The 21,186-nt window shown below is 71.9% G+C and carries 17 protein-coding genes and 1 pseudogene; 5 read left to right on the top strand and 13 right to left on the bottom strand.

Annotated features, from left to right (window positions below):
• The first annotated feature begins 239 nt into the window (after positions 1 to 239).
• Both GA0070614_RS29670 and GA0070614_RS29665 read left to right on the top strand, forming a co-directional pair.
• Positions 240 to 683, top strand: coding sequence for a DUF305 domain-containing protein (locus GA0070614_RS29670; protein ID WP_088979038.1), 444 nt, complete (start codon positions 240 to 242; stop codon positions 681 to 683).
• A gap of 414 nt (positions 684 to 1,097) precedes the next feature.
• Positions 1,098 to 1,523: pseudogene (locus tag GA0070614_RS29665) on the top strand (low temperature requirement protein A); the annotation flags it as partial.
• A gap of 147 nt (positions 1,524 to 1,670) precedes the next feature.
• On the opposite strand, the gene GA0070614_RS29660 reads toward GA0070614_RS29665, so the two are convergent.
• The gene (locus GA0070614_RS29660; protein WP_088979751.1) at positions 1,671 to 2,147 is read right to left on the bottom strand and encodes a DUF6326 family protein; all 477 of its coding nucleotides are present in this window, start codon (positions 2,145 to 2,147) and stop codon (positions 1,671 to 1,673) included.
• Positions 2,148 to 2,334: 187 nt separating this feature from the next.
• On the opposite strand from GA0070614_RS29660, the gene GA0070614_RS29655 reads away from it, so the two are divergent.
• Positions 2,335 to 3,468: a sensor histidine kinase gene (locus tag GA0070614_RS29655; protein WP_088979036.1), complete on the top strand. Its 1,134-nt coding sequence runs from the start codon at positions 2,335 to 2,337 to the stop codon at positions 3,466 to 3,468.
• On the top strand, positions 3,465 to 4,121 hold the full coding sequence (locus GA0070614_RS29650) for a response regulator (protein WP_088979035.1): 657 nt from the start codon (positions 3,465 to 3,467) through the stop codon (positions 4,119 to 4,121). The genes GA0070614_RS29655 and GA0070614_RS29650 overlap by 4 nt, the downstream gene beginning before the upstream one ends.
• A gap of 329 nt (positions 4,122 to 4,450) precedes the next feature.
• On the opposite strand, the gene GA0070614_RS29645 is transcribed toward GA0070614_RS29650, so the two are convergent.
• The 12 genes from GA0070614_RS29645 to GA0070614_RS29590 form a co-directional block, all read right to left on the bottom strand.
• A complete protein-coding gene (locus GA0070614_RS29645; protein ID WP_408630790.1) occupies positions 4,451 to 6,157 on the bottom strand; it encodes a glycerol-3-phosphate dehydrogenase/oxidase in 1,707 nt (568 codons plus the stop codon).
• A 7-nt stretch (positions 6,158 to 6,164) separates the two neighbouring features.
• A complete protein-coding gene (gene glpK, locus GA0070614_RS29640) occupies positions 6,165 to 7,685 on the bottom strand; it encodes a glycerol kinase GlpK (protein WP_088979033.1) in 1,521 nt (506 codons plus the stop codon).
• A complete protein-coding gene (locus tag GA0070614_RS29635) occupies positions 7,682 to 8,449 on the bottom strand; it encodes a sulfite exporter TauE/SafE family protein (protein ID WP_197701374.1) in 768 nt (255 codons plus the stop codon). Before GA0070614_RS29635 ends, glpK begins: the two co-directional genes overlap by 4 nt.
• 21 nt (positions 8,450 to 8,470) lie before the next feature.
• Positions 8,471 to 9,892 (bottom strand): NAD-dependent succinate-semialdehyde dehydrogenase, encoded by a 1,422-nt coding sequence (locus GA0070614_RS29630; protein WP_197701373.1) that lies wholly within the window; start codon positions 9,890 to 9,892, stop codon positions 8,471 to 8,473.
• Between the two features lie 15 nt (positions 9,893 to 9,907).
• The gene (locus tag GA0070614_RS29625; protein ID WP_088979031.1) at positions 9,908 to 10,987 is read right to left on the bottom strand and encodes a M24 family metallopeptidase; all 1,080 of its coding nucleotides are present in this window, start codon (positions 10,985 to 10,987) and stop codon (positions 9,908 to 9,910) included.
• A complete protein-coding gene (locus GA0070614_RS29620; RefSeq protein WP_088979030.1) occupies positions 10,980 to 13,313 on the bottom strand; it encodes a glycoside hydrolase family 31 protein in 2,334 nt (777 codons plus the stop codon). The genes GA0070614_RS29625 and GA0070614_RS29620 overlap by 8 nt, the downstream gene beginning before the upstream one ends.
• Positions 13,310 to 14,125: a carbohydrate ABC transporter permease gene (locus GA0070614_RS29615; RefSeq protein ID WP_088979029.1), complete on the bottom strand. Its 816-nt coding sequence runs from the start codon at positions 14,123 to 14,125 to the stop codon at positions 13,310 to 13,312. The genes GA0070614_RS29620 and GA0070614_RS29615 overlap by 4 nt, the downstream gene beginning before the upstream one ends.
• 10 nt (positions 14,126 to 14,135) lie before the next feature.
• Complete coding sequence (locus GA0070614_RS29610; protein ID WP_197701372.1) at positions 14,136 to 14,999, bottom strand: carbohydrate ABC transporter permease; 864 nt, start codon at positions 14,997 to 14,999, stop codon at positions 14,136 to 14,138.
• 128 nt (positions 15,000 to 15,127) lie between these two features.
• Complete coding sequence (locus GA0070614_RS29605) at positions 15,128 to 16,429, bottom strand: ABC transporter substrate-binding protein (RefSeq protein ID WP_088979028.1); 1,302 nt, start codon at positions 16,427 to 16,429, stop codon at positions 15,128 to 15,130.
• 25 nt (positions 16,430 to 16,454) lie between these two features.
• The gene (locus GA0070614_RS29600; RefSeq protein ID WP_088979027.1) at positions 16,455 to 17,855 is read right to left on the bottom strand and encodes a hypothetical protein; all 1,401 of its coding nucleotides are present in this window, start codon (positions 17,853 to 17,855) and stop codon (positions 16,455 to 16,457) included.
• A 2-nt stretch (positions 17,856 to 17,857) separates the two neighbouring features.
• Positions 17,858 to 18,745: a hypothetical protein gene (locus tag GA0070614_RS29595; protein WP_197701371.1), complete on the bottom strand. Its 888-nt coding sequence runs from the start codon at positions 18,743 to 18,745 to the stop codon at positions 17,858 to 17,860.
• On the bottom strand, positions 18,742 to 19,683 hold the full coding sequence (locus GA0070614_RS29590) for a carbohydrate kinase family protein (RefSeq protein WP_088979748.1): 942 nt from the start codon (positions 19,681 to 19,683) through the stop codon (positions 18,742 to 18,744). The genes GA0070614_RS29595 and GA0070614_RS29590 overlap by 4 nt, the downstream gene beginning before the upstream one ends.
• 219 nt (positions 19,684 to 19,902) lie before the next feature.
• Here GA0070614_RS29590 and GA0070614_RS29585 point away from each other — a divergent pair, with 219 nt between their 5' ends.
• Entirely contained in the window at positions 19,903 to 20,835 is a 933-nt protein-coding gene (locus tag GA0070614_RS29585; protein WP_172892530.1) for a DeoR/GlpR family DNA-binding transcription regulator, read from the top strand.
• Positions 20,836 to 21,186 lie beyond the last annotated feature (351 nt).

Here is a 21,186-nt window from a genome sequence, read left to right as displayed (position 1 = left end):
GCCCGCCAAACACGCCCGTACCGCGGCGGACTGGCTCTTCGCCGCGGTCCGCTCTCGACCAAGCGTGCAACTTGGCCTCGCGCTCGGCGCTGCCGTGCCACTGGACATCGACGCGCCGAACTCATCCCCCGGTGACTCGACCGCTGCCGTGACCCTGCACATTGCAGCAGGAAGACCACCCTGCCAAATGGCACTAGTGTGAGCAAAGCACCTGCAAAGGACGCCCTGACGGAGGAAACATGAAGAACTACATCCGGTTCGGCCTGGTCCTGCTGATCAGCCTCGCGGTCATGTTCGTCCTCACGATGTCGCAGATCCGCAGGTGGTCGGACTTCTACCTCAACCTGAGCAACTTCTACATGTCGATCATCATGGTGTCGGTCATGGGCGTCATCATGATGGGCGTCATGCACCAGATGTTCACCGACCGGCGCCTCAACATCGCTCTCTACGCCGTGCTGGGCGCCCTATTCGTCGGCGGGTTCGCGGCGGTGCGCACCGAACCGTTCGTGGGCAACGAGGGCTTCCTCAAGTCGATGATCCCCCACCACTCCCGAGCGGTCCTCGTCTGCCAGGAATCGAACATCACCGACCCGGAAGTCGTCCGACTCTGCGACCAAATCGTCAAATCCCAGGAGGAGGAGATCACTCAGATGAAGAAGATCCTCGACGATCGGTACTGACGGGTCCCGGCACCACACGGCGCCACGGCACTGCACGCCGCCACCCCGACGTCACGCACCTGACCCGCGCCGTCGCCGACAGCCAGAACCTCGCCCGACGATCGGCCACGACGGTGAGGCACGGGGAGAAGACCCAGGATCACCTCCCCGACGGCGTGGCGGCGCTCGGGGACGCCATCCGGCAGTTGCAGCAACCAGCGACAGGACCCACGACGGGATCTGACGGCACGCCAAGCGGGCGCCCGACGAGACCGGCCGGGCCGTTGTTGCCGGTATTGCAGACTTGCCCACCTCCGTTGCCACCTAGGGTGCGTGTGACCGTCGGTGACCTGCAGCAGGCCACCGGGCGGGCTGCCCCCGTTGTCCCTCCTGAGCGGCCTGGTGGTCCTGGGGCTGCTGTAGTGGTGCTGGACAAGCTTCGCCTTCCTCGGCAACATGGTCCGCGCCAACTACGGGGTCGTACCGCTGATCGGGTTCGCCACCATGATCGGCGTTTTCCTGCTCGCCCTGACAGTGCCGCAGGCGTTCGTGGACGCGCCAGGCGGCCTACCCGGGCCCGCCGTCTTCGCGCTCTCCTACTTCCTCGTCCGAACGATCCAGGTGACGGCCGTCGCCCGACTCGCCCGGCCCGTCACCCCGAACCCGCTGGCGTCAGTGCTGGCGCTCGGCGTTCCGGTCCTGATCAGCTCGGGGTTGATCCTCTCCGCGGCGTTCGTACCGCAGCGACTCACGCACGGTCCCGAGGTCGAAGCGATCCGGCTCGTCCTATGGACCTCGGCACTCACGGTGGAGTACACCCGGAACCCCCGCACCGCGCTCGTGCGCGACGTATACACCTAGCTGCACCTGCCGACCGCTCGGGATCATGCTCTGCTCACTCGGCCTCAAGCGGCGACAAGCCCTGTTCCTCCGGATCGTGCTGCTGCTCGCGGTCGCTGTTGCCGGAGCCGCTGTCACCGACGCCGCACGCCGGGCCTGCCTCGAGCGTCACGCCCGGGCCTGGGCGAGGTCGCGGCCGGCGGTGGCTGGAATGGTCCGGGGCCAGGTCCATGCGGCGCGCAGGATGAAGGCCAGGAGCAGCAGCTCGAGTCCGATGGAGAGGCCGTAGAAGTAGAAGTAGGTCCAGGGCTCGCCCTGCGCGTTGTACACCGAGACGGGGACGTAGAGCGTTGCCACGACGAGGTTGGTGGCGCGGTTGACACGGGCGGGGAGTGTCGTGGAGAGCAGGATCATGAGGATCGGGATGGCCATGAGCGTGAGCGCAAGGGCGACGAAGGTGGGGCCGGTGTCGAATTCATGTACGACGCCGACCAGGATGTCGTCGATGAAGCCGGGCTTGTAGAGGGCGAGGTAGTCGACGTAGATGTAGAGGAACATGAAGCTGGCCCAGGCCGCGGCGAGCTTCGCCTGGACCGGGATGTGCGCTTGCTGGAGCGCACCGGCTGGTCTGTCGGTTCTGGTCATCACGTCTCCTGTGTGCTGGCGTCAGCCGGGTCGGCTCACTCGATGTCTCAACCATGACCAGCGTTGGCGGGTACCACCTCCGCTTGCGGGCTCGAGCTGTCCTGGCCGCAGGCACGGGACATCCGCAGTACTTTCGACTGATCCGCCCGAGCGGCGGCCCCCTTACGTTGTCCGGGAGGGGGGAAGCATGCTTGCTGGGATCTGGGCTGAGCCTCGCCCCGCACGCCCGCCGGTGCGGGTCTGGCGGGACTGGGCGCTGTCCTCGGCTCTTGTCGCGATCTCGCTCGTCGAGGTACTGCTGCGCGACGACAGGGCATGGGCGCCGCTGCTGGTCGGTGTCAGCGTCGTGGTCGCGGCGTGCCTGCTGTGGCGACGCACACGGCCGCTGGCCGCAGTCACCGTTGCCTTCGGAGCCGTCCTCGCGTTCGACATCGCGAGGATCGCGGTCATCGATGCCACCGGTCTGCTGGGCATCGCAGGGCTGCTCGTGTTGCCCTACGCCCTGCTGCGCTGGGGGGCAGGGCGCGAGGCTGCCCTCGGACTCGGCATCATCCTCATCTGGTTGCCCGTCACCCTCATCGCGGAGCCGACCTCACCCGCGGAGAAGGTCGCCGGTTACGGCTTCTTCCTGTTCTCGGCCGCGCTCGGCGCGGCAGTGCGCTACCGCACCAAAAGCCACCACCGCGACATCGAGCAGGTGCGGCTTCACCAGCGCAACGAACTCGCCCGCGAGCTGCACGACACGGTCGGCCACCGCGTCTTGGCCATCGCCGTCCAGGCACAGGCAGGTCGCGCGCTGTCCGCCGCAGATCCGAAGCGCGCGCTGGCCACCCTGGTCACCATCGAGGAAGAGGCGTCCCGGACGCTCAAGGAGATGCGAGCCCTCGTGGGCGTGCTGCGCGACGGAACGGACGCCGATCTCGCCCCCCGGCGAGGGGTGGTGGACGTCGAACGACTCGCGCGTCCCGGCGGCGAGGTGCTGGGCGTCCGCGTGCAGGTCTGCGGTGACGTCGAGGCCGTTGAGCCAGCAGTCGGCACCGCCCTCTACCTGATCGCCGCCGAGGCGGTCACCAACGCGACCCGCCACGCCTCCGGCGCCACCCACGTCACCGTCGACGTCACCGCATCCCGCAGCCAGGTGCACCTGCGCGTGCGCGATGACGGCGAGGCGAGTACGACCAGCTCCCTGCACGGCGGCTACGGGCTGCGCGGCATGGCCGAGCGGGCGAGCCTGCTCGGCGGCACCCTCCGGGCGGGACCTGACCCGGACGGCGGCTGGAGCGTCGACGCCTCGCTGCCCCGGACAGCGCGCGCGTCATGACCATCCGCGTGCTGGTCGCTGACGACCAGGACATCGTCAGGGCAGGGCTCTGCATGATCCTGGACGCCCAACCGGGCATCGCCGTCGTCGGCGAGGCCACCGACGGCCGCCGGGCGATCGCCATGGCCCGTTCGCTGCGTCCCGACGTGTGCCTGCTGGACATCCGCATGCCCGAGGTCGACGGGATCGAAGCCACCCGTCAGCTCGCCGGGGCCGACGTCGCCGATCCTCTGGCCGTCGTCGTCATCACCACTTTCGACCTCGACGAGTACGTCTACGGCGCGCTGAAGGCAGGCGCCCGAGGCTTCCTCCTCAAGGACGCCGGCGCCGAGATGCTCACCCAGGCCGTCCATGCCGCCGCCCGCGGTGACGCCCTGATCGCACCGAACATCACCGCGAGGCTCCTGTCCTCCTTCGCGAACAGCCGCTCACGCTCGGTGCCGCCCGAGCCTGTCGAGCCGCTGACCGCTCGTGAGGAACAGGTCCTGTTGGCTGCCGCTCGCGGGCGGACCAACAGCGAGATCGGCGATGAGCTGTCCATCAGCCTCAGCACCGTCAAGACCCACATCGCCGCCCTGATGCGTAAGCTCAACGCCCGCAACCGCGTCGAGATCGTCGTGTGGGCCTACGAGACACGCCGCGTCGACACCTGATCGGCATTGCTGGTCGGATCCGGATCCCGTTTTCCGAGAACCCTACCGACGCCACGGAGGCACAGCGGATGGTCGAGGCGGTGCAGGTCACCGTGTCCGGCGCCGCCGCCACAGCCGGCCGGCCGCCGCCCAGTCCCGTCCGCGTTTCAACCAGGTGTACCGCGCGAAGGGCTACGGATACGTCGCGGCCTACGTCACCGGTGGACGGACCGGAACGGTACGCCTGCTGGTCGGTGACCCACCGGATCACTGCATCGGCGAGGCGAACCCGTGCCAGCTGGGACGCGTCGCCGGGGTCGTTGCTCACGAACGCCGACCGCCACCCACGCTCAGGCCACCACGGTGGTCAGCCGGCTGTCCGGTGCCGCCACCCGCACGGCCTCCGCGGTCGGGTCGTCGGCCTGTGTGTGGGAACGCCGTTCCGCCTCCACCCGGGCGGTGTACGCCTCGACCTCCGCGCGCCGGCGCCGCTCGTCCCAGCCCAGCACGTCCGCGACGATGCCGGCGACCGCCTCGGCCGTCTCGGTGCCCCGGTGGCTCTCCTCGATGGAGATGCGCGACCGGCGGGCGAGCAGGTCGTCGAGGTGCAGGGCGGACTCGTGGGTCGCGGCGTAACGGAACTCCGCCCGTAGGTATCGCTCGGCGCCGGGCAGGGGCAGCAGCAGCGACGGGTCTTCCTCGGCGGCGGCCAGCACCTCGCCGATCAGCGAGCCGTACCGGCCCAGCAGATGGCGGACCGTCCAGCTGGGCAGGCCGTACCGTTGGGCGAGCACGGGAATCTGGTTGCGCAGGGCCGGGTAGCCCTCTGCGCCGAGCAGGGCGATCCGGTCGGTGACCGTCCGGGGCAGCGGCCGGTCGAGGTCGACGGCCGCGGCGTCGACCGCGTCGGCCGCCATCACCCGGTACGTGGTGTACTTGCCGCCGGCCACGGAGAGCATTCCGGGCTGGGTGCGGGAGATGACGTGTTCCCGGGACAGCTTGGTCGTGTCGTCGGTGCCGCCGGCCAGCAGTGGTCGCAGACCGGCGTAGACGCCCTCGATGTCGTCCCGGGTCAGCGGGGTGGCCAGCACCTCGTTGACCTGCTCGAGCAGGTAGGTGATGTCGGCCTCGGTGGCGGTCGGGTGGGCCTTGCCCAGCTCCCAGGTGGTGTCGGTGGTACCGACGATCCAGTGCGCGCCCCAGGGGATCACGAACAGCACCGACCGTTCGGTACGCAGGATCAGCCCGGTGGTGGAGTGGATCCGGTCCCGGGGCACCACGAGGTGCACCCCCTTGGAGGCGTGCACGTGGTACTGCCCGCGTCTGCCGGCGAGTCGGTGCAGCTCGTCGGTCCACACTCCGGCGCAGTTGATGACGACGGTCGCCGCCACGTCGGTGTGCGCGCCGGTCTCCACGTCGCGGACCCGGGCGCCGACGATGCGGTCACCGGTGCGCCGGAACTCGACGACCTCGGCGGAGTTGAGCACGGTCGCGCCGTAGGTGGCGGCGGTGCGGGCGACGGTCATGGTGTGCCGGGCGTCGTCGACCTGCGCGTCGAAGTAGCGGACCGCCCCGACCAGGGCGTCCGGGCGCAGCGACGGGCAGAGCCGCCGGGCGGCGGTGCGGGACAGCTGCTGGTGGCGGGGCACCGAGCGCTTGCCTGCCAGGGTGTCGTAGAGCGTCAACCCGGCGGTGACGTAAGGGCGTTCCCACACCCGGTGTCTCAACGGATAGAGGAAGGACACCGGTCGGACCAGGTGCGGGGCGATCCGGGTGAGCATCAGTTCCCGCTCCCGCAGCGCCTCCTTGACCAGCCCGAAGTTGAGCTGCTCCAGGTAGCGCAGCCCACCGTGGAACAGCTTGCTGGACCGGGAGGAGGTGCCGGCGGCGAAGTCACGCGCCTCCACCAGGGCCACCCGCAGCCCGCGGGTGGCGGCGTCGAGGGCGACACCGGTGCCGGTGACGCCACCGCCGACCACCAGGATGTCGAACTGCTCGGACCCCAGTCGCCGCCAGTTCTCGGCGCGCTCCGACGGTCCCAGCCTCGTTGGGTGGATCATGTCTCTACCTTCCCGTCCAGTTCAACGATCGGTTCACGGCCGCCCGCCAGGTGTCGCGCTGCTTGAGCCGCCAGGTGAGGTCCCGGGTGGGACGGAAGTGGGCCCCGGCCCGCCAGTGCCGGCGCAGCGTGTCCAGGTCCGGCCAGACTCCGACGGCCAGGCCGGCCGCGTACGCCGCGCCCAACGCGGACGTCTCGACGTTCTCCGGTCGCACCACCGGGATGCCCAGCTGGTCGGCCTGGATCTGCAGCAGCAGGTCGTTGGCGGCCATGCCCCCGTCGACCGGAAGCTCACGCAGGTCGAGGCCGGTGTCGGTGCGCATCGCCTCCAGCACGTCGCAGGTCTGCAACGCGGTGGCCTCCAGCGCGGCCCGGGCGATGTGCCGGCGGTCGGCGTAGCGGGTCAGCCCCACGATCGTGCCCCGCGCGTCCGGCCGCCAGTGCGGCGCGAACAGTCCGGAGAAGGCCGGTACGACGTACACCCCGCCGTTGTCCTCGACCTGCCGGGCGAGGACCTCGACCTCCTCGGCGCGCCGGATGATGCCCAGGTTGTCACGCAGCCACTGCACGAGGGCGCCGGTGACCGCGACGGAGCCTTCCAGCGCGTACACCGGCTCGTGCCCCTGGCACTGGTAGGCAACCGTGGTGATCAGGCCGTGCCTCGACGGCACCGGTTCGGCACCGGTGTTGAGCAGGACGAAAGCGCCGGTGCCGAAGGTGCTCTTCGCCTCCCCGGCGGCGAAGCGGGCCTGCCCGAACAGGGCGGCCTGCTGGTCGCCGAGGACACCGCTGACCGGTACGCCGGGCAGCGGACCGTCCCGGTGGCCGCGGCCCACGGTGCCGCTGGAGGCGCGGATGTCCGGCAGGACGCCGAGGGGCACGCCCAGCTCGGCGGCGAGGTCCGGGTCCCAGCGGATCGTGTCCAGATCCATCAGCATGGTCCGGGAGGCGTTCGTGACGTCGGTGACGTGCAGCCCGCCGTCGACCCCGCCGGTGAGGTTCCACACCAGCCAGCTGTCCACGGTCCCGGCGGCGAGGTCGCCGCGTTCGGCGGCCCGCCGGGCGCCCGGCACGTGGTCGAGGATCCACCGAATCTTCGGCGCGGAGACGTAGGTGCTCAACGGCAGGCCGGTGCGGGACCGGTACCGGTCGGGGCCGGCCGGGCCGGCGAGCTGGCGGCACAGCTCCTGGGTGCGGGTGTCCTGCCAGACGACGGCGCGGTGGATCGGCCGTCCGGTCCGGCGGTCCCACACCACCACCGTCTCCCGCTGGTTGGTGATGCCGACCGCGGCCAGCTCGGCCGGGGTGCGGCCGGCCCGGTCGAGCGTGTCGGCGATGACGGTACGGGTGTTCGCCCAGATCTCGTCCGCGTCGTGCTCCACCCAGCCCGGCCGGGGGAAGTGCTGCCGGTGTTCGACCTGCGCCGCCGTCACCACCCGGGAGTCGGCGTCGACCAGCAGGGCGCGGGTGCTGGTGGTGCCCTGGTCGACGGCCAGGACGAGACCACCGGGGACGACCCTGTTCACAGCTGTGCAACTCCTTTCGCCACGGTGATGGCCGCACCGGTCAGGGCGAGGGCCACCACGGCCCGCCGGGCCCGGTGCGCCGGTACCCGGTCGGACAGGCGGTTACCGATGAGGACGCCGACGGCGAGGCCGGTGCCCACGAGGGCCCAGCCGGCCGCCGGCAGGGCCGGCAGGCTGCCCTTGGCGAGCAGCGACGCGACACCGAGGGCGGCGAAGACGAGTTGGGCGGTGGCCGCAAAGGAGCGCTGCGACCAGCCGGTGCTGACCGCGTACACGGTGATCGCCGGCCCACCGACCCCGGCGGTGACGCTCATGAAGCCCGACCCGGCCCCGGCCAGCAGGCTGGCGCGGACGCCGTCGGCGGACGCGCCCTCACGATCGCCCGCGGCGCGCGGTTCGGGCGGGCCGTCGGCCCGCCGGCCGGCGCGGCCGCGCGTGAGCACCGCCGCCAGTGCCGCCAGCACCAGCCCACCGACGACGACGGCGAGCACCGGGGCGGGCAGGTTCCGGGCCACCCAGGCGCCCGGCAGCACGGCCACCAGGGCCGGACCGAGCAGCAGACCGGCCCGCCGGACGTCCACGTCCCGCCACACCTGGACGAGCACGGCCAGGGCGGTCAGGGCGCCGCAGAGGTTCACCAGGAGCACGCCGTTGAACGGGTCGGTCAGCAGCACCACGAACGGCGAGGCCACCAGCGCGAATCCCAGCCCGGTGACCCGCTGCGTCCCCGCGCCGACGAAGATCGCCACCGCGAGTGCGGTCAACTGCAGCACGGTCACCGGGGATCACGGCCGCCAGGCGAGGTACCGCTGGTCGGTGAACTCGGCCAACCCGTCGGCAGCGCCCTCCCGCCCGAGCCCGGCCTGCTTCACCCCGCCCATCGGGGCGAACACCACCGACGGCAGCGGATCGTTGGCGCCGAGGATGCCGACCCGCATCCGGTCGGCCATCCGCCAGATGCGCGCCGGGTCCCGGCTGTAGACGTAACCGGCGAGGCCCAGCTCGGTGGCGTTGGCTCGGGCGAGAGCTTCCTCCTCGTCGCGAAAGCGGAAGACGGCGGCTGCGGGTCCGAAGACCTCCTCGCGGGCGATGCGTGCGTGGTCGGGAACGTCGACCAGCAGGGTGGGCGGCACGTAGTGCCCGTGCCGGGGCACCGCCCGATCGTCGGTGGCCCGGCAGGCGCCGGCGGCGAGCGCCTCGTCCACCAGCGCGGTGACCGCGTCGACCCGGGACTGGTCGATCACCGGGCCGACGTCGGGGCAGGGCTCGTCGAGGCCGTTGCCGATGCGCAGCGCGTCGAGCCGCTCGGCCAGTCGGCCGGCGAACTCGTCGTGGACCCGTTCGTGCACGAGGAAGCGGTTGGCCGCCACGCAGGACTGACCGGTGTTGCGGGTCTTGGCCAGCACGGCGCCCTCCACGGCGGCGTCGAGGTCGGCGTCGTCGAAGACGACGAACGCCGCGTTGCCGCCGAGCTCGAGCAGCGGCCGGACGATCCGGCGGGCCGCAGTGGCCATGATCCGGCTGCCGACCCCGGTGGAACCGGTGAAGGTGACCACCCGGACGGCGGGGTGGTCGAGCAGCGTGTCGGTGATGGCGGCGGCCGGGCCGTGCACGAGGTTGACCACCCCGGCGGGCAGCCCGGCGTCGGTCAGCGTCCGGATCAGTTCGGTGACCGCCAGCGGCGCCTTCTCCGACACCCGGGCGACGACCGTGCAGCCGGCGGCCAGGGCGGGCGCAAGCTTGCGGGCCTGGATGGAACAGGGAAAGTTCCACGGGGTCAGGCTGGCCACCACCCCGGTGGGGCGGCGCAGGGTGAGCTGCCGGCGGCCCGGCTGTTCGCTGGTCAGCAGGTCCCCGTGGGGCCGGCGGGCCTGCTCGGCGAACCAGCGGAAGTACTCGGCGCTGAAGGCCACCTCGGCGAGCGCCTCCGGCAGCCGCTTGCCGGCCTCCCGGGCCAGCAGCTCCCCGATGGAACGTTGCCGCTCGCCGATCAGCTCGGCAGCCTGCAGCAGCAGGTCGGCGCGGACCCGGGCCGGGGCGTCGGCCCAGGCGTCGAACGCGGCGGCGGCCGCGCTCGCGGCCCGGCGGGCGTCGGTCGCGTCGCCCCAGCCGACCCGGCCGACGAGGCTGCCGTCGGCCGGGTCGGTGACATCGATGTGGTGGTCGGGGGTGTGCCAGGTCCCGTCGATGAGCATGGTGCCCGTCACGTCGGTGACCCTCCTTCAGTCGGTGAGCAGATCGGGGCGCTGCCGGCCGGCGACGGTCATGCTCGGCCAGCCCGGGTCGTGCACCAGGGGACGCGGCCCGGCCGGAGTCACCAGGCAGGTGTCCTCGACCTTCCAGCCGGCGCCCGAGGGGTTCCAGGCCACGACGCTGCCGGCGGTGAGCAGGTCCGCCGAGCCGGGGTGGGCGGGGTATTCCCGGGGCTGCCAGCCGGAGAAGCCGCCCTGGTGGTGGCGGTGCCATTCGGTGGCGTCGAAGCCGTGCGCCGGGTAGGCCGCGACGCCGGTGGCGACCACCTCGCCGATCCGCGTCCCCATCCGGCTGGCGTCGAGGAAGGCCGCCTCCACGTCGAGCAGCCTCCGGTAGGCGTCACGGTCCTCGCTGGTGGGCGGGGTGAAGCAGCGGATCCGGGTGACGCTGGCGATCAGTCCGTCGCGGCGGGCGCAGCAGACCAGCATGACCCGCTCGGTGAGGCTGGCGGTCGTCGGCAGCGGGTGACGGTGCCCGGCGCCGCGCCGGTCGGCGGCGACGAAGAGCGCGACCGGGTCGAGCGCCCGGTCGAGCAGTTCGGCGGCGAGTAGCGCCGCGGCCGCGTACTCGGTCATGCCGGGACGGCAGCGACCGGCGGCGGCGGTGACGGCCCGGGCGGCGTCGGCGCAGACCCCGGCCAGCGTCTCGGCCTGGGCGGCGGTGAGCTGTCGGCGCAGGGCGGCGACGTCGGCGCGGACGTCGACCATGCCGGGACCGGGCCGGTCGGAGCCGACGCCGGGGCCGGTCGGCAGCGCCGCCGCCCGGTCCGCCCACCACGGCACGACGATCCAGTCGACGTCGCGGTCGGCCAGCTCGGTGTCGCGCAGCCGGGGCGCCTCGATGGCGTTGGCGACCACAGTCAGTCGGGGCCGGTCCCGGCAGTCGACGACCACGTCCAGGCAGGACGTGTCGAGGGTCTGCGGGACGTGGGACCGGGCGCCGGTGAGCCAGCTGATCGTCGCCGGTTCCCGCAGCACCACGGTGTCCAGGCCGTGCCGGCCGACCAGCGCGGCCAACCGGGACAGCTTCTCGGGCAGGTCGTCACCCATGTCGGACCACCTGCCGCCGGACCGACTGCCCGCCGGTCGCCTCCGCCTCGCCGCCCCGGATCCGCACCCTGGTGTCGGTGCCGTCGAAGCCGGCGAGGCGCAGATCGTGATCGGCGTCGCCGAAGACGTGCAGCGTCCACGGCAGGCCGACCAGGTCGTCGGTGCGGCGGAACCGGTCCGGCAGGTCGACGCGGGGAATGACCGCGCCGGCGCGGACCAGCACGGGCATCCGATCCAGCGGCACCTCGACGCTGTGCCAGCCGGGGCCCCGGTAGCGCTCGCCGCTGAGCAGGTCGGTCCACTCCCCCGCCGGTACGTGGAACACCCGGTGCACCGGCTCGTCGCCGTCGTCGAAGATCGGGACGACCAGCAGGTCGGCGCCGAGGAGGAACTGCCCGTCCAGGCCGTTGGCGACCGGGTCCTGCGGGTGGTGCAGGGCGCACGGCCGCATCATCGGCCAGCCGCGCGCCGCGGACTCGGTGGCGACCTGCCACAGGTACGGCAGGAGCGAGTAACGCAACCGGATCCACTCCCGGCTGATGTCCAGCGTCCGGGGGCCGAACTCCCACGGTTCCCGGGGGCGCAGCCCGTGGGCGCGCATCAGCGGCGACAGGGCACCGAGCTGCGTCCACCTGGCATAGAGGGCGGGCGTGAGTTCGGGGCCGAAGAAGCCGCCGATGTCGTGGCTCCAGAACCCCGGCGCGGACAGCGCGTACGACAGGCCACCGCGGACGGTGGCGCGCATGCCCGCCACGGTCGACTCGGCGTCGCCACCCCACTGGCCGGGATGGCGGTGCGAGCCGGCCCAGCCGGAGCGACCCCAGACCAGCGGGTCCCGGCCGGTCCGCTCGGCGATCGCCACGCTGACCGCGCCGTTGTAGCGCAGCGGGTAGAGGTTGTGGGCGTGCCGGGGCGGGGTGCCGTCGGCGAGGGCGGCGTCGTCGGGCAGCCCTTCACCGAAGTCCGTCTTGAACACCGCCACCCCGTCGTCGAGGAAGTCGGCGTGCAGGTCCTGCCACCAGCGGCGGGCCTTCGGGTTGGTGAAGTCGATCAGGGCGCGGGGCCGGCCGTCCGGGGTGGGGGTGCCGCGCATGCGGGCGGTCGCCCCACTGGTGTCGCGTACCAGGTAGCCGGCCGCCTCCGCCTCTGCATAGCGCGGGGAGGCGGGGTCGAGGTACGGCAGTTCCCACACCGACAGGCGGCACCCGTGGTCGTCAAGGGCCTTGACCAACGCGGCCCGATCCCCGAAGCGGTCGGTGTTCCAGATGAAGTCGGTGTTGAGCCGGTCCACGACGAGCCAGTCGGGATCGAGGTGCAGCACGTCGCAGGGGACGTCGTGGTCGGCCATACCCCGGGCCACCCCCTCCATCTCCGCTCGGGAGTGGTAGCGGCAGCGCCCCATCCAGTAGCCGAAGGCCCACAGCGGCGGCCGGTTCGGCCGGCCGGTCAGCGCGGTGTAGTCACCGAGTCGGGTCCGCGGGTCGGCGTCGACGCAGACGTACAGGTCGATCGCCTCGTCGGCGGCGGTGAGGGCCAGCACGCTGGGCCGGGTGTGCCCGACGTCGGCGGTGACAGTGGCGCCGGTGTTGAGGAATCCGGTGTAGCCGGCGGTGGAGTGCCACACCGGCACCGGCTTGTACGCCAGGCCGGTGCCGGTGCCGAGCGCGTCCTCGACCCGCAGCAGCAACTGCTGCCCGTTCTTGACCAGCCGGCTGAACTGCTCGCCGAAGCCGGTGATCTCCTCCTCCGGGCCGAGTTCACAGTGCAGGGTGGTGTGCGTGCCGTCGCCGAGCACGGGCGGCGCCACGGGGAACCCGGCGACCTGGCGCAGTCGTTCACCGGTGCGCAGCACCGTACGCCCGTCCGCGTCGGTGATCGCCACGGCGAACGGAAACCGGCTGATCCGTACGCCCACCTGCCCGGCGTGGACGGTGACGTGGTCGGGGTGCTCCTCGATGCGGGGGTCGACCGGTTCGGGTCGGGGGTCGGTGACGATCCCCAGCCACGTCGGCTCCTCCGCGAGCACCCGGGCGCCGACGCGCGCCACCACGATCCGGACGGTACGCGGCCCGGCGAACGCCACCCGCACCTGCCAGGAGCTGGCGGTCAGCGGCGGCAGCCGCAGGTTCGGCAGGTTGGGCATGGACGTCTCCACGCCCTGGTCGGTGACGGGCTCGCCGGTCAGCCAGCCCGGCGTCCCGGGCAACCGGACCGCAGGGTGGGCGTCGACGTCGACCACGACGTCCGGGCCGTCACGACGGATCCGACTGACCCGCCGCAGGATCTCGGGAGCGCCCAATTCCTCGTCGCGCACGATGCCGGTCACCCCTTCACCGCCCCGGAGGTCATGCCGGCGACGAAGTAACGCTGCAGCAGCACGTAACCGACCACCACCGGCAGCGAAGCGAGCACGACGCCGGTGAACAGCAGCGGGTAGTCGGTCTGGAACTCGCCCTGGAAGCTGAGCAGCGCCAGCGGCAGGGTCCGCTTCTCCGCGGACTGGATGAACAGCAACGGGTAGAGCAGTTCGTTCCAGTGCATGACGAACAGGAAGATCGCGGTCGCCGCCAGCGACGGCAGGGAGAGCGGCATGATGATGGACCGGTAGGTCCGCCAGGGTCCGGAGCCGTCGATGGAGCTGGCTTCGTAGAGGGTGCTGGGCAGGGTGCGCATGAACCCGCCGAGGATGAACACCGCGACCGGCAGGGTGACCACCACGTTGATCAGGATCAGGCCGAGCAGGCTGTCCAGCAGCCCGAGCCGGCCGAAGAGCACGTACTGCGGGATCATGTTGGCCTGGGCGGGCACGGACATGCCCAGCACCAGGAACCCGAAGATGAGCCAGCCCCGCCAGCCGGGGATGCGGGCCACCCCGTACGCCGCCAGGCTGCCGAGGAACAGCGTCAGCGTCACCGACGCGGCGGTCACCACGGCACTGTTGACGAAGGCGCCGCTGAGGTTCTGCTCGGTGAGCACCGTGCGGTAGTTCTGCGTCGACAGCGACGTCGGCGGGGCGAACGGGTTGTCGAACAGGGCGCCGGTGGTCTTGAACGTGCCGAAGAGGATCACCGTCAGCGGTACGACGATCAGGATCGCGTAGCTGGCGAGGATGGCGCGGCGGCCGAGTGTGGCGAGCATGGGGCCTCCCTCAGGTGTCCGCCGTCGTGGCCCGGAGCATGCGTCGCTGCGTGACCGTGACGATCCCGATGAGGATCATGAACAGCAGCGACTCGGCGGCCGCGTAGCCGTAGTCCGAGTTGGCGAACGTGGTGTAGATGCGGGTGGAGAGGATGTCCAGCGACGAGTTCGGCGGGTTGCCGCCGAGACCGAGGATCAGGTCGAACGCCTTGAACGACTGGATGGTGGTGTAGGCGACCACGATGGCCGTCGCAGGCGCGATCATCGGCCAGGTGATGTGCCGGAACTTCCCCCACCGACCGGCGCCGTCGATGCCGGCCGCCTCGTAGAGTTCGACCGGGATGGCCTGCAGACCGGCCACGAAGACCACCATCATCTGCCCGGCGTGGAACCAGACCTGGGTGATCGCCACCCAGTAGATCGCCTGGTCGTCGCCGAGGAACGACGAGCGCATCCCACCCAGCCCGACGGCGTCCAGCGACCGGTTGACCAGGCCGAAGTTCGGGTCGTAGACGAACTTCCAGATGAACGCCACCGACACCGAGGACAGGATGGTGGGGAAGAAGTACAGCGACCGCAGGATGACGCTGCCCCGGGAGTTGCGGGCCAGCAGGACGGCCAGCAGCAGCGACAGCGCGGTCTGCGCGAGCACCACCACCAGCATGAACTTGAGGTTGTTGACCAGCGCGTTGCGGAACAGGTCGTCGCCGGTCAACGCCCGGGTGAAGTTGTCCGCCCCCACCATCCGGTAGTCCGCGCTGAACCCGTCCCAGTCGGTGACGGCGTACTGCACGGCCTGCACCGTCGGCACGGCGAAGAAGACGACGAGCAGGGCCACGGCCGGCAGCGGGAACAGATACAGCCCGGGGTTCACTGTGGTGGCCCGGCGCCTGGCCCGCCGAGCGGCGGGGCCCGGCCCGGTCCCGGCGCCTGGCCGCGCCGCGCCCCCCGGGGTGACCGGGGAGTCGGCGCGGCCGGTGGTGGCATGTGGGGTCACGACACTCACCTGCGCTGGTCGACGATTCGCTGGGCCTCCTCGGCCGCCTGCTGCGGAGCCGCGCCACCGACCACCTTCACGCAGGCGGCCTCGACGGCGTTGCGGATGTCCAGGTCGAGGAACTGGAACCGGGGAGCGAGGAGGGTCTTGCGGGTCAGCCAAGGCTGGATGGCCTTGAGATCGGCGTTGGTGTACTCCACGCCCTTGACCGTCAGGTGCTGGGCGGTGGCGTTGGCGTAGACGCTGGCGTTCGCCGGGTCGCTCAGGAACTCCAGCCAGGCACTGGCCGCCGGCTGCACGTCAGACTTGGCATTCACGCCGAGGATGAACGTGGCGTTGTAGACGCCCTCGTGGCGGGCCTTGTCCTTGCTGGTGGTGATCGGCGAGATGATGTCCATCGGGAACTTCGCGCCGAGCTTCCGGACCGCGGCGAGGTGGTAGCTGCCGGTGGCGAGCATGGCGGCCCTGCCGGTGGCGAAGAGCTGCTGCGCCGGCTCCACCGCCGTTCCGGTCGCGTTCGGCTGGAAGTACGGGCGGAGCTGGACGTACTGGTTCAAGGTCTGGAGGAACCAGTCATCGGTGCACTTGGCCTCACCCTTCTCGATCTTGGCGCACATGTCGTCGCTGGGTGCGTTGTTGGCCACCATCGAGTTGAACAGCTGGCCGGAGTTGCCCGCCTCGGCGCCCGGCCAGGCGAGGGGCACCACACCCTGACCCTTCAGCTTCTCGCACAGGGCGAGGAAACCGTCCCAGTCGGCGGGCGGCGCGGTCACCCCGGCCTTCTCGAAGATGTCTGCGTTGTACAACGGCATCGGGAAGACCACCTGGTACGGCAGCCCGTACTGCTTGCCGTCCTGGGCGCCGGCCTGCAACAGCCCTGGCTCGAAACGGTTGAGCACGCTGGAGCCGGACAGGTTGGTGTAGACCTGGGCCTTGGCGAAATTCGCGAACTGGGAGCCCCGGAACGTGGCGAACGCGTCGCCCACGTTGCCGCCACGCAGCCGCTGCAACGCCTGGGCGTTGTAGTCGTTGGACGGCGCGATGTCCTGGCTCGCCTTCACCTCCGGGTACTTCGCGGTGAAGCGGGCCATCAACTCGTCGAAGGCCTGCCGGTCCTCGCCGCGCCAGTGGGCGAAGGAGAACTCACCGGTGGGCTTGCCGGTCTGGGCGGCCTTCGATCCGCCGGAACCACCACCGTCGGAGCCGGGGCCGGCGCACGCTGCCGTCGTGGCGGCCAGCCCGGAGAGACCGAGCAGGCGGAGCATGTCGCGACGGTTGAAGGAGGGGTGGGAGTGGTGGGGGGCCATGACTCATCTCCTCGGGACGGAGTCGTCACCATTCAATGACGGGGATGTTCAGCAGATCGGCGGCGGCCCGCAGCGCGGGCCGGACGTCCCGCCAGGCGAGCACGGTGTGGTGGGGAAATCCCCCGGTGACCAGGCCGTGGACGAAGGCGGTGGCGTCGGTGTCGAGTCGGATGTCGGCGGTGTTGCCCTGGAACCGGTTGACCGCCGGCAGCGACTCGCCGGCGGCGATCAGGAGGCGCAGGCCGTCGCCGGCCGGTGTCTCCGTCAGCCGTGCCATGATCACCGGACCGGTGCGCAGGCTGAAGTTGCCCGCCACCCCGATGCGGCGGTTGCAGTGCACGTCCTGGGTGGCCCGGGCCGGGTCGGCGGCCAGGCTGGTCGCCGCGGATCCGCAGTGCCACAGCCGGACCACGTTGGCGGCGGCGTCGAGGTCCACGGTGTCGACGAGGTACGTCGTGCCCGAGCCGAGCGTCTCCAGCAGCAGCATCGTCACCGCGCCGTAGACGTCGCGCTCGCAGACGGTCGGGGTGCCCTCGTCGGCCAGGCGGGACAGCGACGAGCACGGGCACACGCCGAGCCGGGTGGGAAACTCCGGCCAGCAGCGGACCGCCACCGCGGCGAGGGAGTCCCGGGCCGTCCAGTCCCGCATCGCGCAGGTGACCGCGGCGTGCCGCGCCACCTCGGCGGGATCGAGGCCGGCGAGGCTGGGCCGGGCCACGGTCACCGCCGCCAGTTCGGCCGCCCGGTCCGACTCATCGACCGCGCCGATCCGGTCGAAGGCAGCGTCCACGGTCAGCGGGGCGACGTCGAGACCGAAGAGGCGGTCCAGCAGGGCCGGGTCGTACTCGCTCGGGGTGAAGCCGGGGGGCGCGTCACCGAGCAGGCCGACGCGTCGTCCACGCAGCGTGGCCAGAGCGTGTTCGGCGTCCGCGCGATCGCTGCGTTCCCGGTGGTGCTCGGGTTGCGGCGGCGCCGGCGGCAGCTCGCCGCCCAACGCCCGGCGGAGCGCCTCGCGGACCTGCGGCTCGTCGGGGTTCCCGTAGAGCAGGCGTACCTGCCCACCGATGCCGACGAGGGCGTGGCCGAAGAGGTTGGCTCCGCACAGCGAGTTGAGCCAGAGCCGGTCGCCGACCGGGCCGGGCTCGCGGAACGACCAGAGCAGCACCGGCCGGTCCAGGTCGCGGTAGAGCGCGAGCGCCGGGGACGCGTCGGAGAACGAGGCGCAGACGTTGAGGACGAGGTCGGCGTCCGGGTCGACGTAACGGGCCGCGTCGGCGACGTCCTCGGGGGTCATCACCAGATCGGTCGGGCCGGTGACGGTGGCGCCGAGGTCGGTCAGCAGCGCACGGGCCTGCTCCGCCCGCTGCCGGGCCACGTCGACCACGAAGGTCGGGCGGGCGGTGGGGACCATCACGACGCGGGGCATGGTCATCGCTCCCCGATCGCGGTGTCGACGACGTCGCAGAGGTGGCGCAGCCGCGCGACGGCGTGGGTGGCCAGCTCGGTCTCCATGTCGGCGGTTCCGATGCAGGATGCCCAGACCGCCCGTCCGGCCAGGAAGCCGGAAGCGCCCTCGGCGCAGGCCAGCCGGACCGCGTCGGGAAAGACGTCCTGCGGTACGCCGGAGGAGAGCACCACCCAGGGACTGGCGACGGTCTCGGTGATCCGCGCGCAGCGACGTCGAATCTCGCCCGGGTCGCCCTGGCCGCGCAGCGGCACCTCGGCCTTGTACAGGTCGGCGCCGAGCGACCCGAGTTCGGCGGCGGCGGCCAGCACGCCCTCGTCCCAGTCCCAGGCCCGCCCGTCGAGCGGCCGACGGGAGACGGGCTCGACGATGCTGATCAGACCGGCGCGCCGGCACCGGTCGACGAACTCCTCCACCATCGCGATCCGGGGACCGGGGTCGGTGTCGGGCCGGTAGAGCACCAGCAGTTTCTGGGCGACGGCGCCCTGGTCCCGGACTCGCTCCGGCACCACGTCGGGGTCGATGTCGACCTCGCCGACGAGCTCCCCGTGGGCGCTGCGGAATCGGTCGGCCGCCGCGATGAGAGCGCAGCCGGGAGCGACCGCCCGTTCGGCGACCACCCGGTCGAAGGCGAACTGCCGGTCGACCAGCACGGCGGAGGCGTACGGGGTCAGGATGCGGGCCGCGGCGAGCTTGAAGGCGGTCACCTGCTCGTCGCTGACCGGCTCCGCCTGGTGCTCGGCGAACATGGCCCGCATCGCCTCGCGCTGGTCGATGGCGAGCATGGCGTACCCACCTGACGGTCGGCGCAGCACGGACAGGTCCGGCGCGGTGGTGGGTCCTGAGCTCACAGGTTCTCCTCCTGTCGGTCGGGAAGGACACCGTCCAGGGCGGACAGCACCTCCGCGTGGTTCGGGATGGCCGATCGGCCGTCGATCCCACGGCAGGACAGCGCGGCGGTGACGTTGGCGTAACGAAGGCACTGCGCCAGGGGCAGGCCGCGGGACCACGCCGCCAGCAGGGCACCGTGGAAGACGTCCCCCGCGCCGAGCGTGCTCAGCACGTCGATCGGCAGACCGGCCGCCTCCGTCGGCGGTCGCCCGGCCCGGGCCGCCACCGATCCCTCGGCGCCGCGGGTGGCCACCACGGTCCTCGCGCCCTCGGCCAGCGCGCGGCCGAGCAGGTCGGCCACCGGCATCGCCCCGTAGCGGGCGGTCAGCGCCTCGACGGTGGGCACGTACAGGTCGACGTCGTCCAGTCGCAGGCCGGGGATCGGGTTGCCGCCGTCGACCGAGATGCGCGGTCGGGTGGCGGCCGGGAGCCGGTCCAGCAGCGCTCGGGCCACCGGCCACCCGAGGTGGTCCACGTGCACCCACGCGGCGTGGGCGAGCCGGTCCGGCAGCGTCGGGTCGTCGTCGAGCCTCAGGGGTGGCACCAGGCGGGTGCAGATGGCCCGGGTGGCCCGGGACCGGTCGATGACCACGACGCTGGCCTGGGACGGCTGCCCGGGCACGACGCGTACGCCGGTGACGTCCACGCCCTCGGCGCGCAGCCCGCCGACGATCCGCTCCCCCTCGTCGTCCTCGCCGACCGTCCCGACGAAGGCGGCCGGCACACCCAGCCGGGCCGCGGCGACGGCCGCGGTGGCGGCCGGGCCCCCGCCGGCGTACCGAACCTCGTCGGCGACCTGGCGTTCGTCCGGCTTGGGGAAGTGATCGACGAGCGTGATCGCGTCGAAGGTGGCGGCCCCGACGAACACGATCGGGTGCGGTGACGCGCTGTTCGCCATCCCGACCTCCACGACGTGTTTGTGCTGGTCATGGGCGGTAGAGTGACCCACAACACTACCGCTGTGTTAAAAACAAAACACAGAGATGTTCGGAAGTCAACACCTGCGGTAGTCTCGACGCTGATCCGCGACGGCAGGGGCCGGCACCGGACCGGGAGGCGGGATGAGCAGAGCGCGAGCGGCGGAGCCCAGGGCACGCCGCGGTACCCGCGACGGTCGATGCGTCCGCACGGCCGGCGCGACCGTAGAGTTGGGGGCCCCGCGGCCGAACCGGCGCTCGACGCGCCCGCGCCCGACCACCTGGCGGCCGCGCGGGCCCGGCGCAGCAGCGCGGACGACCGCGACGAGGAGGGGGCGGTGGCGGTGACGAGCGAGGTGACCACGCCGACGACCGCAGCGGCCCGGCGCCAGGCGATCATGCGGCAACTGCACACCACCGGTTTCGCCTCCATCACCGACCTGAGTCAGTTGTTCGGCGTCTCCGACATGACCATCCGCCGGGACCTGAAGCGGCTGTCGGAGACCGGCGAGCTGCGGGTGGTCCACGGTGGAGCGAGCCTGCCGCACGGCACCCTGCGCACGGCCAGCTTCGCCAGCCGCGCCGGGCAGCAGGCGGAGAGCAAACGACGCATCGCCGAGCGGGCCGCCACCCTGATCGAACCCCACGCGACCGTCGCCGTCGACGCGGGCACCACCGCCTACGAGCTGGCCACCCACCTACCGACCGGCTTCCAGGGCTCCGTCATCACCCACTCGATCCCGGTACTGCAGCACCTGCTCGGCCTGCCCGACGTGCAGGTCGTGGCGCTCGGTGGTCAACTGCTCGCAGACAGCCAGGCACTGGTCGGCGAAATCACCATCCGGTGCCTGGAGGGCCTGCACGCGGAGATCTTCTTCCTGGCCGCCGCCGCCATCAACGCCGGCGGGATCTATGTCGCCGCCGACGTGGAACGCCCCACGAAACGTGCCCTGATCGACATCTGCGACCGGGTGGTCGTCCTCGCCGACCACACCAAGTTCAGCACCTCCGCCCCGATCCGGTTGGTCACGTTCGACCTGGTCGACGTGGTGGTGACCGACCAGCCGCCACCGGCCACGGTGGCCGCCGCGCTGCGCGCCGCCGACGTGGACCTCATCGTCTGTCCCGGTTGAGCACCGACCGGTCTCGCGCACGTAGCGGCAGGCGGCACGAGCGGGCGTCGAGGCGGCCGCCGATGTCGTTCAGGGCGACGGCAACGTGAACGTGCTTGTGGGTGTCGACACCGACGACGACTCGACGTCGGCGGGGGTCGGGACCCATGCTTGACATCGCGGGCTCCCGCTCAGACCAGGGCGACAGGGGTTCGTGACGCTGGCCGGCCGGGTGGACGGGACTGTGACGGGACCTGCTGCGATCAGGCTCCTCTGAGGTCACTGCCCGCCCGGCCAGCACCACTGGGTGCTGCACCGGCAGGCGGACGAAGATCAACAGCAAGGACACCCAAACCACGGGGGCGGTCGTAA

The sequence above is a fragment of the Micromonospora coxensis genome, from assembly GCF_900090295.1.
In the GTDB taxonomy this organism is placed as follows: Bacteria; Actinomycetota; Actinomycetes; order Mycobacteriales; family Micromonosporaceae; genus Micromonospora; species Micromonospora coxensis.
Note: the sequence above shows the minus strand (reverse complement) of the source record. Positions and strands in the feature narration are given on the sequence as shown.